This is a genomic window from Pseudomonas sp. NY15463 (assembly GCF_048068415.1).
In the GTDB taxonomy this organism is placed as follows: Bacteria; Pseudomonadota; Gammaproteobacteria; order Pseudomonadales; family Pseudomonadaceae; genus Aquipseudomonas; species Aquipseudomonas mosselii_C.
On record NZ_JBLUQD010000001.1, the window covers coordinates 695,303 to 710,976 of the forward strand.

The window sequence follows — 15,674 nt, forward strand, 5'->3', positions numbered from 1 at the left end:
GGCCAAGAACGTGCCCTGCGCGCCATGCAGCGCGACCCGGCACCATCAACCCGCCCACACCGGGGTAGCCCGCACCACCAGTGCCTCGGCATCCACGCCACGCGGCAGCGTGCCATACACCCGCCCAGCAGCAGTCAGGCGACTGCCGATGAAGGCATCGCTGACCGTCGCATCGCCGGCTTCGAGCAGCAGCTTGGCCTGCACCGCCAGGGCGATGTCCTCGGTCAGTTGCCGCGCGCGGTACTGCATCTGGCCGGTGTCGGCGAAGGCGCCCTTGAGGTTGCCAATGAACGTGGCCAGGCGCGTATCGCCATGCCCATCGCCCAGCTCGGCGAACAGCGCATCGAGTACCCCCGGTTCCTTCGACAGCGCCCGCAACACGTCCAGGCACTGCACGTTGCCCGAGCCCTCCCAGGTCGAGTTGACCGGCGCCTCGCGGTACAGCCGTGGCAGGATGCTGTCTTCGACGTAACCGGCGCCGCCCAGGCACTCGGCCGCCTCGTTGATCATCCCGGGCGCGCGCTTGCAGATCCAATACTTGCCCACCGCCGTCATCAGGCGGGCGAAATGCGCCTGCTGCGGGTCGTCCGGCTGATCCAGCGCCTGGCCCATGCGCAGGCTCAGGGCCAGCGCGGCCTCGCTTTCCAGCGCCAAATCGGCGAGCACGTTCTGCATCAGAGGCTGCTCGGCCAGCACGCGACCGCCGACCTTGCGGTGCGCGCAGTGGTGTGCGGCCTGGGTCAGGGCCTGGCGCATCAGCGCACTGGAGCCGACCATGCAGTCGAAACGGGTCATGGCGACCATTTCGATGATCGTCGGTACGCCCCGGCCCTCCTCGCCCAACATCCACGCCAGCGCGCCACGAAACTCCACTTCGCTGGAGGCATTGGAGCAATTGCCGAGCTTGTTCTTCAGGCGCTGGATATAGAACTGGTTGCGCGTATCGTCCGGGCGATGACGCGGCAGCAGGAAGCAGCTCAAGCCTTTGTCGGTCTGGGCCAGGGTGAGGAAGGCATCGCACATGGGCGCCGAGCAGAACCACTTGTGGCCGACCAGTTCATACGGCTGGCCCGGACCGGCCGCGCCGACCGGGTAGGCCCGTGTGGTATTGGCGCGCACGTCGGTCCCGCCTTGCTTCTCGGTCATGGCCATGCCCAGGGTCACACCAGCCTTGTGCCGGTCGCCGACATTGCGCGGGTCGTACTCGCGGCTGAGCACCTTGGGCAGCCAGTAGCCAGCCAGCTGCGGTTGCAGGCGCAGCGCCGGCACGGCGGCGAAGGTCATGGTCAAGGGGCAGCCACTGCCGGCTTCGGCCTGGCTGTGCAAGTAGGTCATCGCGGCGCGGGCAACGTGGGCGCCGGCCCGGGGCTCGGCCCAAGGCAGCGACGGTAGGCCATGCTCGACGGCCGTGCGCATCAGTTCGTGGTAGGCCGGGTGGAACTCCACCAGATCGATGCGGTGACCGTAGCGGTCGTGACTATGAAACACCGGTTTGTTGGCGTTGGCGAGAAACCCGGCCGCCATCAGTGGGCCGCCCGCCAGCGCACCGTAGGCATCGATCCGCGATTCGGCCCAACCGGCCCCACAGCGCCGCGCCCAGGTTTGTAGCGGCAGGTCGAGGCGGTACAAGTTGGCGCCGTCGAGCGAAGGCGGTTGGTTGCTGACTTCATGGGTTTCAGCGAACTGGTGCAGGTTCATCGGGAGCCTCCTGGATCCGCGCCTGTGCGACCCCCCAGTGAAGCACCGCAGCGCGCCGCGTCAAAGTGACATAACGGACGATAAGCAGGCCATTCGTCGAACACGCAAAGCGCTCTCAGCGCTTGAAACCACCCGCCAGTTGTCCGCACGGTACCTGGACCTGGGCCACGGCCAGGGTCAAGCTCAACTCGAAGCGGCTGCCCAGCCCTGGGGTGGACTCGTGGGAAAGTCGCGCCCCGATCAACTCGCCCAACTGCCGGCAGATCGACAGGCCGATACCCAAGCCGCCATAACGCCGCGTCATCGAGCCATCAACCTGGAAGAAGCGTTGGTACAGCACAGCCTGATCCAGGTCTTCGAAGCCGATGCCGCTGTCGCTGACGGTAAAACTCAAGGCCAGGCTGTCTGGCCCGGTCAAACGCCCACGGGCCTGCACCGTCACGCCACCGTGATGGGTGAACTTGAGGGCGTTGTCCACCAGGCAGGCCAGGCAGCGCGCAAGCTTCTGCGCATCACCAAGCAGCCCGTCCGGCAGGTCGGCCGGGACGTCGAGGCTCAAGTACAGGCCCTTGGCCAGGGCCTGGCCGGCATACCCCGCGCGCAGCTCTTGCAGCAGGCGGCGCAGGCTGAACGCCAGCGTCTGCGCGCGCAGGCGGCCGGCCTGCAGCTCGGTGAGCATGAGGATGTCGTCGACCATCGCCATCATGTCCTGGGCCGACCCGGTGGCCGTGCGGTGGTACTGGGCCTGCTCGGCGCCCATGGGCAGCGTGTGCATCAGCTCCAACGAACCGATCACGCCGTTCATCGGGGTGCGCAGCTCGTGGGTGACAGTGGCCAGGAACTCGTCCTTGAGCCGATTGCTGCGTGCCAGTTGCTGGTTCAGGTGTTCAAGGGCGCTACCCGTCTCGCGCAGAGTCTGCGCCTGCTCTTCACGCAGGTTGTTGATGCGGTCCGCCAGCGCCAGCGCCAACAGTGCCACCTCCAGCGCCGCGCCAAGCTGGCTGGCGTACATGGTGATGAATAGATTGGGCAGGTAGCCCAGCACCATCAAGGTATTGACCAGCCCACCCAGCAGGAACGCGCTCCAGGCAATGATGAACCAGCGCGCCACACGTACTCCGCGCCGCCAGGCATACACCCCGGCACTGAAGACGCTGACGATGAACAACAACGCCAAGCCCGTGGCCATGCGCAGTGCCAGGCCGTAGCGCAGGCTCAGCGCCAACAGCATGACCAGCCCGCCGCCGATCATCAGCGCCAGCAGCCAACGGTCCAGGCCACGGCTCAAACGCCGCAGTTGCAGGAAGTGGCGCGCGAACTGGCAGCCGAACAGGCCCGCTGCACCAATGAACAATGGCGTCGAGGCGTTGGCCCACCAGGGACTGTCCGGCCAGAAGTAGGCGATTCCAGCGCCGTTGACCGACACCTGGTACAAGCCGAACGCGCCGATATAAAGGATGTAGTAGAGGTAACTGACATCCCGCACGCTCAGGTAGATGAACAGGTTGTACACCAGCATCACCAACAGCACGCCGTAGATCATCCCCAGTACATACAGCCGGGTCGGTTGGTTTTCCAGGTACGCCTGGGTCGACCACAGCGTCAGCGGTGCCTGAATCGAACCCTGGCTGTGCAGGCGCAGATACACCGTGGTGGCTTTACCCGGTGCCAAGGGCAGTTCGAACAGGTAGTTGTCCTGGTGAATCTGCCGGCTGGCGTAGGGCAACGCATCACCAGTGCGCTGGGTCAGGCGGTAGTGGCCAGTGTCGTCGGGCAGGTACAGTTCGAGGTGGTCCAACGGCGGATAGGCCAGCTCCAGCAACCACTGGCGCGGCGCGGCGCCTAAAACACCGACATACTGCAGATCGACGCGTAGCCAGAACACCGAGGACGAATACCCGGCGTTGAGCACATCGTTGGGGTAGTCGCGAAAACGCTTGGCGAAGGCTGGGGAGCTGACGTCGGCGATACTGGCGCTGCCATCGAGGTCTTCGAAGACCTGCATGTGCCGACCCAACGGGAGACGTCCGGTGGCATCGTCGAACTCGACCGCCCCCGCGAACATGGGCAAGCAGCCCAGAAGCACAATCAGCAAATAGCGCATACAGCCCCAGCATGGTCTGTCCGTTCGCGTCGCGTTGGCCTCCTTTCCCTTTGAGACGACGTGATTCGGCAGAGCCCGTTTATCGAATTGTCCGAGCACTCTAGCATAGCCTCCGGTTAACGAAAGAGGTCATCTGCTTTTTGCCTAAAACCGCTCTAGCACGTGCGTTACAGGTAGGCACAAACAATTAACCTGACCACTCGATCAACAAAACCCGCCAAGCGACTGAACCGCACAAAAGGGTTTGGTGATAAGCTCGCCGCCCATGAATACCTACAGCTCCCGCCCCGTTGTCCTCTGTCTCTCCGGCCACGACCCCAGTGGTGGCGCCGGGCTGCAGGCAGATATCGAAGCCCTGATCGCCCAGGGTTGTCACGCTGCACCTGCCGTGACTGCCCTGACCGTGCAGGATACCGTCAACGTGTCCGACTTCCGCGTGCTCGACCGCGCGTGGGTGTTGGCCCAGGCCAACGCCGTGCTGGCCGACTCCACGGTCGCGGCGGTCAAGCTCGGCATGCTCGGCTCGATCGAAATGGTCGATACCGTCGCCGAACTGCTCAGCGCCCACCCGCACCTGCCACTGGTCTGCGACCCGGTGCTGCGCGCCGGTGGCGGTGGCCGCCTGGGCAAGGACGAGGTCGGCTACGCCTTGCGTGAACGCCTGCTGCCGCTGGCCACCATCGCCACCCCGAACCTGCCAGAGGCGCGCATTCTTGCCGAACTGCCTGAAGGCACGGCGGATGAGTGCGCCGCAAAACTGCTGCCGTTCTGCAAGCACCTGCTGATCACCGGTGGACACGGTGACGAAGACGAGATCCACAACCGCCTGTACACCCGCGACGGTCAACGCCACACCTGGACCTGCCAGCGCCTGCCGGGCAGCTACCATGGTTCGGGCTGTACGCTGGCCAGCGCCCTGGCCGGTCGCCTGGCCCTGGGCGAGCAGCTGCAAAGTGCCGTGCGCAGCGCCCTGGACTACACCTGGCGCACCCTGCGTGACGCCGAGCAACTGGGCAAGGGCCAGTACGTGCCGCGCCGCCTGCCCCTGGACTTCTGCTCCTGACACGAGGCCACCCGATGACGCTCCGCGGTCTGTATGCGATCACCGACAGCCAATTGCTCGCCGGTCGCTTCCTCTCCCATGTGCAAGCTGCCCTGGAGGGCGGCGTGTGCCTGCTGCAATACCGTGACAAGGGCGACGACGACGCACGGCGCCTGCGTGAGGCCGAAGCGCTGATGAAACTCTGCGAGCGCTACGGCACCCAACTGATCATCAACGACGACGCCGAACTGGCCGCGCGCCTGGGCGTCGGCGTGCACCTGGGCCAGACCGACGGCCCGCTCACCCCAGCCCGCGCCCTGCTCGGACGCCATGCGGTGATTGGCTCGACCTGCCATGCACGCCTGGAGCTTGCCGCCCAGGCGGCCAGCGAGGGCGCCAGCTACGTCGCCTTCGGCCGCTTCTTCAATTCCGTCACCAAGCCTGGGGCACCGGCCGCCAACGTCGAACTGCTGGAGCAGGCACGCGCCCAGGTCAAGCTACCGATCGCCGTAATCGGTGGCATCACCCTCGACAACGCCGCCCCACTGGTCGCCCACGGTGCCGACCTGCTGGCGGTGATCCACGGCCTGTTCGGTGCCGACAGCGCGCAGGAAGTCACCCGCCGCGCCCGCGCCTTCAACGCCCTGTTCGCTTCCTGATTTCGAGAGAAGATCCCATGTCCCGTTCCGAAGAACTGTTCGCCAAAGCCCAGAAACACATCCCCGGTGGCGTGAACTCGCCCGTGCGCGCCTTCAAGAGCGTCGGCGGCACGCCGCTGTTCTTCAAGCATGCCGAAGGCGCCTATGTCATCGATGAAGACGACAAGCGCTATGTCGACTACGTCGGTTCCTGGGGCCCGATGATTCTCGGCCACGGCCACCCGGACGTGCTGGACGCGGTGCGCAGGCAGCTGGAGCACGGCCTGTCCTACGGCGCGCCGACCGCCATGGAAACCGAAATGGCCGACCTGGTCTGCTCGATCGTGCCGTCGATGGAAATGGTGCGCATGGTCAGCTCCGGCACCGAAGCCACCATGAGTGCCATCCGCCTGGCCCGTGGCTACACCGGGCGTGACGCGATCATCAAGTTCGAAGGCTGCTACCACGGCCACTCCGACAGCCTGCTGGTCAAGGCTGGCTCCGGCCTGCTGACCCAAGGCGTACCCAGCTCGGCGGGCGTGCCGGCGGACTTCGCCAAGCACACCCTGACCCTGCCATTCAACGACATTGCCGCCGTCGAGAAGACCCTGGCGGACGTTGGCCAGAGCGTCGCCTGCATCATCGTCGAGCCGGTGGCCGGCAACATGAACTGCGTGCCACCGGCACCGGGTTTCCTCGAAGGCCTGCGCGCACTGTGCGACAAGCACGGTGTCGTGTTGATCTTCGACGAAGTGATGACCGGCTTCCGTGTGTCGCTGGGCGGCGCCCAAGGCCACTACGGCATCACGCCGGACCTGTCGACCTTCGGCAAGATCGTCGGTGGCGGCATGCCGGTCGGCTGCTTTGGTGGCAAGCGCGAGATCATGGGCTGCATCGCCCCGCTGGGCCCGGTCTACCAGGCCGGCACGCTGTCGGGTAACCCGCTGGCCATGGCCGCCGGCCTGACCACCCTCAAGCTGATCAGCCGCCCAGGCTTCCATGACGAACTGAGCGCTTTCACCAGCCGCATGCTCGACGGCCTGCAACAGCGCGCCGACGCTGCTGGCATCCCGTTCGTCACGACCCAAGCCGGTGCCATGTTCGGCCTGTACTTCAGCGGTGCCGACGACATCGTCACCTTCGATGACGTGATGGCCAGTGACGCCGAGCGCTTCAAGCGCTTCTTCCACTTGATGCTCGAAGGCGGCGTATACCTGGCCCCGAGCGCCTTCGAGGCGGGCTTCACCTCCATCGCCCACGGCGACAAAGAGTTGCAGATCACCCTCGATGCGGCAGAGCGGGCGTTCGCCAAGCTCAAGTAAGCGACTTGCCCGGCGATAAGCTGGCCGAAGGCTGCGTTGTGATCCAGGTCACACCGCAGCCTTTGCGCGTATCAAAGCAGAAATCTGAGTAAAACTTTGTAAGGTAGGCGCTGCTTATCCCATAATGTGCCACCAGAGACATTGGCCGCAGCTTTGCAGAGGTAAGTCGATCCCCATGAACCGCACCGGCCGCGCCCTGACCTTGGGCTGCCTGTTGCTTCTTCAGCCTCTGCTGGTCCTGGCGGAGGGTGGTAACTCGTTGCTGATTCCGGCGACGGGACGCTGCACGCTGAACGCAGCACCGGAAGACCTTGAGAACGCCCTCAAGGCTTGCGAGCGGACGGCACAAGCCGGGGACGCCCAAGCGCAGTACGAGCTGGGTGAGTTCTACTACAGCGCCTCCCCACGCCAACTCGACAAAGCCCTCAACTGGTTCGAAAAGGCCTCCCTGCAAGGCCATGCCGAGGCGCAGTACCGCCTGGGTTCGATGTTCTATCGCGGTGAAGGGGTCAAGGCCAACAACGTGCAGGCCTATATCCTGCTGAAAATGGCAGCGGTCAACGGCGCCGAAGACGCCCTGGATCTGGCAGACGAGGTCACCGAGCAGATGCCGCGTGACGAGCTCGAACACGCCACCCAAGTGCTCGGCCAGATTTTCCGCAAGTACCTCCTGGAGCTGCAGAACGCCGAAGGGCGCTCGCCATTCTCGCCACTGCCCTGAGCCTTCACGGCACTTTCGCTCGCCATCACGCAAGCGTAAGAAAAACCGCGCATCCTGCTGTCTTAATCCGTGTGGGCCGGCTAGCCCCGCGAAAGGCCAAATACCCTTGATCGTTTCAGTGCTTTCGCCACTGCGGTTCAAGGGGTATTCTTGAATTCACATTCACTGCCGTCGGGCGGCTATAAACGACCTTGAACGCACCCATACAACCCCATCGTTTCATCCTCGAACCTTTCGAGGCCAACCGTTTCGCCAACCTGTGCGGCCAGTTCGACGAGCACCTGCGCCTGATCGAACAACGCCTGGCCATCGAGATCCGCAACCGCGGCAATCAATTCGAACTGATCGGCGAACCTCAAACCACTTCCGCTGCCGAGCAACTCCTGCGCCGCCTCTACCGTGAGGCCAAGGCCACCGAGCTGTCGCCGGAAACCGTCCATCTCTATCTACAGGAGTCGACGGTCGAGAACCTCGCCAACCCCGCCGTCAACGAGGTCAGCGTCTCGCTGCGTACACGCAAGGGCAACATCCGCCCGCGCGGCGTCAACCAGCAGCGCTACGTCAAGGAAATCCTGGCCAACGACATCAACTTCGGCATCGGCCCTGCCGGTACCGGCAAGACCTACCTGGCCGTTGCCTGCGCCGTCGATGCGCTGGAGCGCGAGCAGGTGCGACGCATTCTGCTGGTACGTCCGGCAGTCGAGGCCGGCGAAAAACTCGGCTTCCTGCCCGGCGACCTGGCCCAGAAGATCGACCCGTATCTACGCCCGCTCTACGACGCGTTGTACGAAATGCTAGGCTTCGAGCACGTGGCCAAGCTGATCGAGCGCCAGGTGATCGAGATCGCGCCGCTGGCCTACATGCGTGGGCGTACGCTGAACAACAGCTTCATCATCCTCGACGAGAGCCAGAACACCACGCTCGAACAGATGAAGATGTTCCTGACCCGGATTGGCTTCGGCTCCACGGCGGTGATCACCGGCGACATCACCCAGGTCGACCTGCCGCGAGGCACCAAGTCGGGCCTGGCCCACGTGATCGAGGTGCTGCGCGACGTACCGGGCATCAGCTTTACCCATTTCCAGCCCAAGGACGTGGTGCGTCACCCGCTGGTGCAGCGCATCGTCGAAGCCTATGACCGCTTCGACGCCCGTCAGGCCAAGCCCGAGGCACCCCGCGACGATGCTTGAACTTGACCTGCAACGGGCCACGGACGCCGCCGCCCCCGATGACGCCGCCTTCCGCCGCTGGTGCGAGCTTGCCTTGCGCCAGCGCAGCGCCGACTCCGAGATGACCATCCGCCTGGTCGACGAAGCCGAAGGCCGCGAGCTGAACCACACCTACCGGCACAAGGACTACGCCACCAACGTGCTGTCCTTCCCGGCCGAGGTGCCTGACGAGCTGCTCGACATCCCGCTGCTGGGCGACCTGGTGATCTGCGTGCCAGTGGTCGAGCGCGAGGCCGCCGAACAAGGCAAGTCGCTCGAAGCGCACTGGGCGCATTTGGTCATACATGGCTGCCTGCACCTGCTCGGCTACGATCACATCGACGATGAGGAAGCCGAAGAGATGGAAGCGCTGGAACGGAACTTGCTGGCTGAACTGGGTCACCCGGACCCATACGCCGACGACGAAACCGACTCAATTACACACTGACACTGTAAGGATCACGAGTAACCGCCATGAGCGAAGATCGATCGAGCAACGGGCAAAAGTCCTGGCTGGGTAAACTGACCCAGGCTTTTGCCCATGAGCCGAAAAACCGCCAGGAGCTCCTCGAGCTGTTGCGCGAAGCCCATCAGAACAAGCTGCTCGACAGCGAAGCCTTGACCATCGTCGAAGGCGCCATTCAGGTCGCCGACCTGCAGGTGCGCGACATCATGGTGCCGCGCTCGCAGATGATCAGCATCAAGGCCAGCCAATCGCCACGCGAGTTCCTGCCCGCGGTGATCGACGCGGCGCACTCGCGCTACCCGGTGATCGGCGAGAGCCACGACGATGTGCTCGGCATCCTGCTCGCCAAGGACCTGCTGCCGCTGATCCTCAAGGAGAACGGCGACAGCTTCAACATCAAGGACCTGCTGCGCCCGGCCACCTTCGTGCCCGAGTCCAAGCGCCTGAACGTGCTGCTTCGCGAGTTCCGTGCCAACCATAACCACATGGCCATCGTCATCGACGAATACGGCGGCGTGGCAGGCCTTGTGACCATCGAAGATGTCCTGGAACAGATCGTCGGCGACATCGAAGACGAACACGACGTCGAGGAAGACAGCTACATCAAGCCGCTGCCCAGCGGCGACTTTCTGGTCAAGGCGCTCACCCCGATCGAGAACTTCAACGAGTTCTTCGACAGCGAGTTCTCCGATGACGAGTTCGACACGGTCGGCGGCCTGGTCATGAGCGCCTTCGGGCATCTGCCCAAACGCAACGAGACCACCGAGATCGGGGCCTACCGGTTCCGTATTCTCAACGCCGACAGCCGCCGGATACACTTGCTGCGTCTGACCCCGATCAATCGTTAAGGAACAACATGCGCTGGATCACCCGCCCCGGCTGGCCCGGTAACCTGCTGGCCCTGGCGGCCGGCGCCTCGACCCTGCTGGCCCTGGCACCATTCGACATCTGGCCGGTGGCCCTGCTGGCACTGGTGCTGTTCTACGCCGGCCTGCGCCAGCTCACTCCACGCCAAGCCATGGGCCGTGGCTGGTGCTTCGGCTTCGGCCTGTACGGCGCCGGTACCTGGTGGATCTACGTCAGCATGAACACCTACGGCGGCGCCTCGCCGTTGTTGGCCGTACTGCTGCTGGTGGCGTTCTTCGCGGCCCTGGCGCTGTTCTTCGCGCTGCCCGCCTGGTTGTGGGCACGCTGGCTGCGGCGCGATGCAGCGCCCTTGGCAGACGCCTTGTGCTTTGCAGCATTGTGGCTACTGCAAGAAGCTTTCCGCGGCTGGTTCCTGACCGGCTTCCCGTGGCTCTACTCGGGCTACAGCCAGCTCGACGGCCCGCTCGCCGGCCTTGCGCCAATCGGCGGGGTATGGCTGATTTCGTTCGCCCTCGCCTTGAGCGCCGCCTTGCTGTGCAACCTGCACCGCTTGCGCGCACGCCCCGGATTCCTGGCCACTGCCCTGGTCTTGCTGGTCGCGCCGTGGATCATCGGCATGGCACTCAAGGGCCATGCCTGGACCCAGCCGGCGGGCGATGCGCTCAAGGTCGCAGCCGTACAAGGCAACGTCGAGCAGGACCTCAAGTGGGACCCGGCGCACGTCAACGCCCAGCTGGCGCTGTACCGTGACATGAGTTTGAGCAGCAAGCCGGTCGATCTTCTGGTATGGCCGGAAACCGCAGTGCCCGTGCTCAAGGACCAGGCGCAAGGCTACATCGACATGATGGGGCGCTTCGCCGCCGAGCGTAACACCGCACTGATCACCGGCGTGCCGGTGCGCGAAGTGGTTCACCGCCAGCGCCGCTATTTCAACGGCGTCACGGTCACCGGCCAGGGCGACGGCACCTACCTCAAGCAGAAACTGGTGCCCTTCGGCGAATACGTGCCCCTTCAAGACATGCTGCGCGGGCTGATCGAGTTCTTCAACCTGCCGATGTCGGACTTCGCCCGAGGCCCCGATGACCAACCACTGCTGCAAGCCAAGGGCTACCAAGTAGCACCGTACATCTGTTACGAAGTGGTCTACCCCGAGTTCGCCGCCAGCCTTGCCGCGCGCAGCGACTTGCTGCTGACCATCAGCAACGACACCTGGTTCGGCACCTCGATCGGCCCGCTGCAACACTTGCAAATGGCCCAGATGCGCGCACTGGAAGCCGGTCGCTGGATGATCCGAGCCACCAACAATGGCGTGACCGCACTGATCGACCCGTTCGGCCGCATCAGCGCCCAGATCCCACAGTTCCAGCGCGACATCCTGTACGGCGAAGTCGTGCCGATGCAGCAACTGACGCCTTACCTGCAATGGCGTTCGTGGCCGCTGGCGATCGTCTGTACCCTGCTGATGGGCTGGGCGCTACTGGCGCGGCGTATGGCCAAGACCGTCTGAGCCCACCAGGCGGCTCCCGTGCGGGAGTCGCCTGGATCAGTAGAACACCCGATAGCCGACCAACCCGAGCGCCTCGTTGAGCAACTGCCCGCTCTGCCAAATCGCGCGCCCTTCAGGCAATAGCCCCGCGAACGGCCGCGCATGCTCGCGTCCCAGGAACCCTACCGGCGCGGGGATCACTTCGAAACCCGCCTGTTCGAAACTCCAGCGGGCACGCTGCATGTGCCAGGCCTGGGTCACCACCACGACGCGGCGGATACCCAGGGGCTGCAACAGCTGCGCGCTCAGTTCGGCATTCTCCCAGGTGGTGCGGCTGGCCTGCTCCTTCCAGCTGACCGCCACCCCGAAATCCTGCTGCAGGCGATCGGCCATCAACTGCGCCTCACTGGGCGGCGTTCCGTAGTGCAGGCCACCGCTGGTGGCTACCGGCAACCCGGAAGCCTTGGCCAAGGCGGCGGCATAGCGCATGCGCTCCAGGGCGACGTAGGTGGGCTGGTCGGCACCTTGCCAGGCAGGATCGCCGCGCTCACGGCCGGCCCCGAGCACCACGATGGCATCGGCACGTGTGGCCAGATCGGCCCAGGCCTGAGGGGGCAAGGCAGGTTCAGTCTCCAACTGCCGCGCGGCCTGCTCAACCACCAGTGGCAGGCTCATCAGCAACAGTGCACCGAAGCCCAGCCCGAAGCAGCCTGCCGCCAGGCGCGGGCGGCGCTTGCGCAACCACCAGCCAAGCAGCAGCAACAGCAGCAGAATCCCCGGCGGCATCAGCCATTGTTTGATGAAAAATCGCAGTGGCATCGCACACCTCTCCATGCAGGGCATGCAGCCTAAGAGGAACGGCGCCGGGCCTCAAGAGGCAGCCGGCGCCTAACGATGCTGGGTATCTGGAAATCGGCGCGCAAACGCGCACCTGCGACGCTGGACGACTAACGCGAGGACAGCGTCCTGGACCTTGCCGATGCAGCGGGGCGCTTGCGATCTTTCAGCCAGATGATCCTGGCAGACGACGATTGCGCTTGCGGATAAGCACTGGCGCTGGCGTGACGGTTTTCTGGAAGCGACTCCAGGTAGGCCTTGATGACTTCGAACTCGGCATGGCTCAGACCACGCAACTCCAGTTCGGCAGGCATCTCGTCACGCAATCGCACTGAAGTCCTGGCCATTTCCAGTGCCAGCCCCAGGCGATCGATCAGGCGCTCATAAAGATCCGGTTTATTCGTGGTTAGTTGCGACTCTCCCATCCGTTCACCTCATTGAAGGTCAGAATATCTCCCCCCCTCCCGATGAGCTTAGCGTCGCTGGGAAAAGCAGCCGGGCGCTGCGACCAACGGCCCGTGCGGCGGGCGATGCAATCAAGGTTTCCCACGATACACAGCGCTCATGTATGCTACGGCGTTCACTCTATCGACACCGCAGTGCCGGTCGCAGCGAGGTTGCGCTGCCTGGAAACAGGGTCTTTTCTCTCTCAGCAAAAAAGTAGCCATGCACGAACAATACACGCCCCGTGATATCGAAGCCGCCGCCCAGACCTTCTGGGACGAGCAACAGTCGTTCGCTGTTAGCGAACAGCCAGGCAAAGACACCTACTATTGCCTGTCGATGTTCCCGTACCCGAGCGGCAAGCTACACATGGGGCACGTGCGCAACTACACCATCGGTGACGTGATTGCCCGCTACCAGCGCATGCTGGGCAAGAATGTCCTGCAACCGATGGGCTGGGACGCGTTCGGCATGCCGGCCGAAAACGCCGCGATGAAAAACAACGTCGCCCCGGCCAAATGGACGTACGAGAACATCGACTACATGAAGACCCAGCTCAAGAGCCTGGGTCTGGCCATCGACTGGGCCCGTGAAGTCACCACCTGCAAGCCGGACTACTACCGCTGGGAGCAGTGGCTGTTCACCCGTCTGTTCGAAAAAGGCGTGATCTACCGCAAGAACGGTACGGTGAACTGGGACCCGGCCGACCAGACCGTATTGGCCAACGAGCAAGTCATCGACGGCCGTGGCTGGCGCTCGGGCGCGTTGATCGAAAAGCGCGAAATCCCGATGTACTACTTCCGCATCACCGACTACGCCGACGAGTTGCTGGAAAGCCTCGACGAGCTGCCGGGCTGGCCTGAGCAGGTCAAGACCATGCAGCGCAACTGGATCGGCAAGTCGCGCGGTATGGAAGTGCAGTTCCCGTTCGATCAGGCCAGCATCGGCCATGACGGCGCGCTGAAAGTCTTCACCACCCGTCCGGACACCCTGATGGGCGCGACCTACGTCGCCGTCGCCGCCGAGCACCCGCTGGCCACCCAGGCCGCCCAGGGCAACCCTGCGCTGCAAGCATTCATCGATGAATGCAAGAGCGGCAGCGTGGCCGAGGCCGACATGGCTACCCAAGAGAAGAAGGGCATGCCGACCGCCCTCTTCGTCCAGCACCCGCTGACCGGTGAAAAGCTGCCGGTCTGGGTCGCCAACTATGTGCTGATGCACTACGGCGACGGCGCAGTGATGGCCGTGCCGGCGCATGACGAGCGCGATTTCGAGTTCGCCCACAAGTACAACCTGCCGGTCAAAGCTGTGGTGCGCACCAGTGCTGGCGACGAAGTCGGCCGCGAATGGCTGGCTGCCTATGGCGAGCACGGCCAACTGATCAATTCCGGCGAGTTCGACGGCCTGGACTTCCAGGGCGCCTTCGACGCCATCGAAGCCGCGCTGATCCGCAAGGAACTCGGCAAGTCGCGCACCCAGTTCCGCCTGCGCGACTGGGGCATCAGCCGCCAGCGCTACTGGGGCTGCCCGATCCCGATCATCCACTGCCCGTCCTGCGGCGACGTGCCAGTGCCGGAAGACCAACTGCCGGTCACCCTGCCCGAGAACGTGGTGCCAGACGGCGCCGGTTCGCCGCTGGCGCGCATGCCCGAGTTCTATGAGTGCACGTGCCCGAAATGCGGCGCTGCGGCCAAGCGCGAAACCGACACCATGGACACCTTCGTCGAGTCGTCCTGGTACTTCGCCCGCTACGCCTCGCCGAACTACGAAGGAGGCATGGTCGACCCGAAAGCCGCCAACCACTGGCTGCCGGTCGATCAGTACATCGGCGGTATCGAGCACGCCATCCTGCACCTGCTGTACGCACGCTTCTTCCACAAGCTGATGCGCGACGAAGGCCTGGTGACCTCCAACGAGCCGTTCAAGAACCTGCTTACCCAAGGCATGGTCGTTGCTGAAACCTACTACCGCGTTGCCAGCAACGGTGGCAAGGACTGGTTCAACCCCGCCGATGTCGAAATCGAGCGTGACGCCAAAGCCAAGATCATCGGCGCGCGCCTGAAGACCGACGGCCTGCCGGTGGAAATCGGCGGCACCGAGAAGATGTCGAAGTCCAAGAACAACGGCGTCGACCCTCAATCGATGATCGACCAGTACGGTGCCGACACCTGCCGTCTGTTCATGATGTTCGCCTCGCCGCCCGACATGAGCCTGGAGTGGTCCGACTCCGGCGTCGAGGGTGCCAGCCGCTTCCTGCGGCGTGTCTGGCGCCTGGCCCAGGCCCACGTTGCGCAAGGCCTGCCAGGCAAGCTCGACACCACCGCGCTGAGCGATGAGCAGAAAGTCATCCGCCGTGCCATTCATGCCGCGATCAAGCAGGCCAGCAACGACGTGGGTCAGTTCCACAAGTTCAACACCGCCATCGCCCAGGTGATGACCGTGATGAACGTGTTGGAAAAAGCCCCACAGGCCACCGCTCAGGACCGTGCACTGCTGCAAGAGGGCCTGGAAGCGGTGACCTTGCTGCTGGCACCGATCACCCCGCACATCTCCCACGCGCTGTGGAACCACCTGGGCCACGAGCAGGCAGTGATCGATGCGGTCTGGCCGAGCGTCGACGAAAGTGCCCTGGTGCAGGACACCGTGACCCTGGTTGTACAGGTCAACGGCAAGCTGCGTGGCCAGGTCGACATGCCTGCCGCCGCCAGCCGCGAAGAGATCGAGGCAGCCGCCCGCAACAACGAAAACGTCCTGCGATTCACCGACGGCCTGACCATCCGCAAGGTCATCGTGGTGCCAGGCAAGCTGGTCAACATCGTCGCCAATTGATGGCAACGCCCG

At 64.2% G+C, this 15,674-nt stretch carries 13 protein-coding genes; 9 read left to right on the forward strand and 4 right to left on the reverse strand.

All coding sequences use genetic code 11. The features are described 5' to 3' along the window. Nucleotides 1-45 precede the first annotated feature (45 nt). Both ACNFIC_RS03410 and ACNFIC_RS03415 read right to left on the reverse strand, forming a co-directional pair. Nucleotides 46-1,698, reverse strand: coding sequence for an acyl-CoA dehydrogenase family protein (locus ACNFIC_RS03410; protein WP_416779927.1), 1,653 nt, complete (start codon nt 1,696-1,698; stop codon nt 46-48). 115 nt (nt 1,699-1,813) lie between these two features. Beyond that, nucleotides 1,814-3,802 (reverse strand): 7TM diverse intracellular signaling domain-containing protein, encoded by a 1,989-nt coding sequence (locus ACNFIC_RS03415; RefSeq protein ID WP_416779929.1) that lies wholly within the window; start codon nt 3,800-3,802, stop codon nt 1,814-1,816. Nucleotides 3,803-4,067: 265 nt separating this feature from the next. Here ACNFIC_RS03415 and ACNFIC_RS03420 point away from each other — a divergent pair, with 265 nt between their 5' ends. The 8 genes from ACNFIC_RS03420 to lnt all read left to right on the forward strand — a co-directional run bounded on the left by ACNFIC_RS03420 (nt 4,068) and on the right by lnt (nt 11,573). After that, nucleotides 4,068-4,865, forward strand: coding sequence for a hydroxymethylpyrimidine/phosphomethylpyrimidine kinase (locus ACNFIC_RS03420; protein ID WP_138221413.1), 798 nt, complete (start codon nt 4,068-4,070; stop codon nt 4,863-4,865). Between the two features lie 14 nt (nt 4,866-4,879). Then, nucleotides 4,880-5,503, forward strand: a complete 624-nt coding sequence (gene thiE / locus ACNFIC_RS03425; RefSeq protein ID WP_138221412.1) for a thiamine phosphate synthase — start codon at nt 4,880-4,882, stop codon at nt 5,501-5,503. A 17-nt stretch (nt 5,504-5,520) separates the two neighbouring features. After that, entirely contained in the window at nt 5,521-6,804 is a 1,284-nt protein-coding gene (gene hemL / locus ACNFIC_RS03430) for a glutamate-1-semialdehyde 2,1-aminomutase (RefSeq protein ID WP_138221411.1), read from the forward strand. Nucleotides 6,805-6,979: 175 nt separating this feature from the next. Next, entirely contained in the window at nt 6,980-7,525 is a 546-nt protein-coding gene (locus tag ACNFIC_RS03435; protein WP_138221410.1) for a tetratricopeptide repeat protein, read from the forward strand. A 191-nt stretch (nt 7,526-7,716) separates the two neighbouring features. After that, complete coding sequence (locus ACNFIC_RS03440; RefSeq protein ID WP_138221409.1) at nt 7,717-8,715, forward strand: PhoH family protein; 999 nt, start codon at nt 7,717-7,719, stop codon at nt 8,713-8,715. Further along, nucleotides 8,708-9,181, forward strand: a complete 474-nt coding sequence (gene ybeY, locus ACNFIC_RS03445) for an rRNA maturation RNase YbeY (protein WP_138221408.1) — start codon at nt 8,708-8,710, stop codon at nt 9,179-9,181. The genes ACNFIC_RS03440 and ybeY overlap by 8 nt, the downstream gene beginning before the upstream one ends. Nucleotides 9,182-9,207: 26 nt before the next feature. Next, nucleotides 9,208-10,047 carry an HlyC/CorC family transporter gene (locus ACNFIC_RS03450; RefSeq protein WP_138221407.1) on the forward strand — a complete coding sequence of 280 codons (840 nt, stop codon included), beginning with the start codon at nt 9,208-9,210 and terminating at the stop codon, nt 10,045-10,047. A gap of 8 nt (nt 10,048-10,055) precedes the next feature. After that, nucleotides 10,056-11,573, forward strand: a complete 1,518-nt coding sequence (gene lnt / locus ACNFIC_RS03455) for an apolipoprotein N-acyltransferase (protein ID WP_416779932.1) — start codon at nt 10,056-10,058, stop codon at nt 11,571-11,573. Nucleotides 11,574-11,609: 36 nt separating this feature from the next. On the opposite strand, the gene ACNFIC_RS03460 is transcribed toward lnt, so the two are convergent. Beyond that, nucleotides 11,610-12,371, reverse strand: a complete 762-nt coding sequence (locus ACNFIC_RS03460) for a YdcF family protein (protein WP_416779934.1) — start codon at nt 12,369-12,371, stop codon at nt 11,610-11,612. A 128-nt stretch (nt 12,372-12,499) separates the two neighbouring features. Beyond that, complete coding sequence (locus ACNFIC_RS03465) at nt 12,500-12,814, reverse strand: hypothetical protein (RefSeq protein ID WP_416779936.1); 315 nt, start codon at nt 12,812-12,814, stop codon at nt 12,500-12,502. A 241-nt stretch (nt 12,815-13,055) separates the two neighbouring features. Between ACNFIC_RS03465 and leuS the strand changes: the two genes are divergently transcribed. Beyond that, the gene (gene leuS, locus ACNFIC_RS03470; protein WP_138221403.1) at nt 13,056-15,662 is read left to right on the forward strand and encodes a leucine--tRNA ligase; all 2,607 of its coding nucleotides are present in this window, start codon (nt 13,056-13,058) and stop codon (nt 15,660-15,662) included. Nucleotides 15,663-15,674 lie beyond the last annotated feature (12 nt).

Coding starts and splice junctions, on each gene's coding strand:
- ACNFIC_RS03410 (WP_416779927.1), bottom strand. CDS start 1,698: ATGAACCTGCACCAGTTCGCTGAAACCCATGAAGTCAGCAACCAACCG.
- ACNFIC_RS03415 (WP_416779929.1), bottom strand. CDS start 3,802: ATGCGCTATTTGCTGATTGTGCTTCTGGGCTGCTTGCCCATGTTCGCG.
- ACNFIC_RS03420 (WP_138221413.1), top strand. CDS start 4,068: ATGAATACCTACAGCTCCCGCCCCGTTGTCCTCTGTCTCTCCGGCCAC.
- thiE (WP_138221412.1), top strand. CDS start 4,880: ATGACGCTCCGCGGTCTGTATGCGATCACCGACAGCCAATTGCTCGCC.
- hemL (WP_138221411.1), top strand. CDS start 5,521: ATGTCCCGTTCCGAAGAACTGTTCGCCAAAGCCCAGAAACACATCCCC.
- ACNFIC_RS03435 (WP_138221410.1), top strand. CDS start 6,980: ATGAACCGCACCGGCCGCGCCCTGACCTTGGGCTGCCTGTTGCTTCTT.
- ybeY (WP_138221408.1), top strand. CDS start 8,708: ATGCTTGAACTTGACCTGCAACGGGCCACGGACGCCGCCGCCCCCGAT.
- ACNFIC_RS03450 (WP_138221407.1), top strand. CDS start 9,208: ATGAGCGAAGATCGATCGAGCAACGGGCAAAAGTCCTGGCTGGGTAAA.
- lnt (WP_416779932.1), top strand. CDS start 10,056: ATGCGCTGGATCACCCGCCCCGGCTGGCCCGGTAACCTGCTGGCCCTG.
- ACNFIC_RS03460 (WP_416779934.1), bottom strand. CDS start 12,371: ATGCCACTGCGATTTTTCATCAAACAATGGCTGATGCCGCCGGGGATT.
- ACNFIC_RS03465 (WP_416779936.1), bottom strand. CDS start 12,814: ATGGGAGAGTCGCAACTAACCACGAATAAACCGGATCTTTATGAGCGC.
- leuS (WP_138221403.1), top strand. CDS start 13,056: ATGCACGAACAATACACGCCCCGTGATATCGAAGCCGCCGCCCAGACC.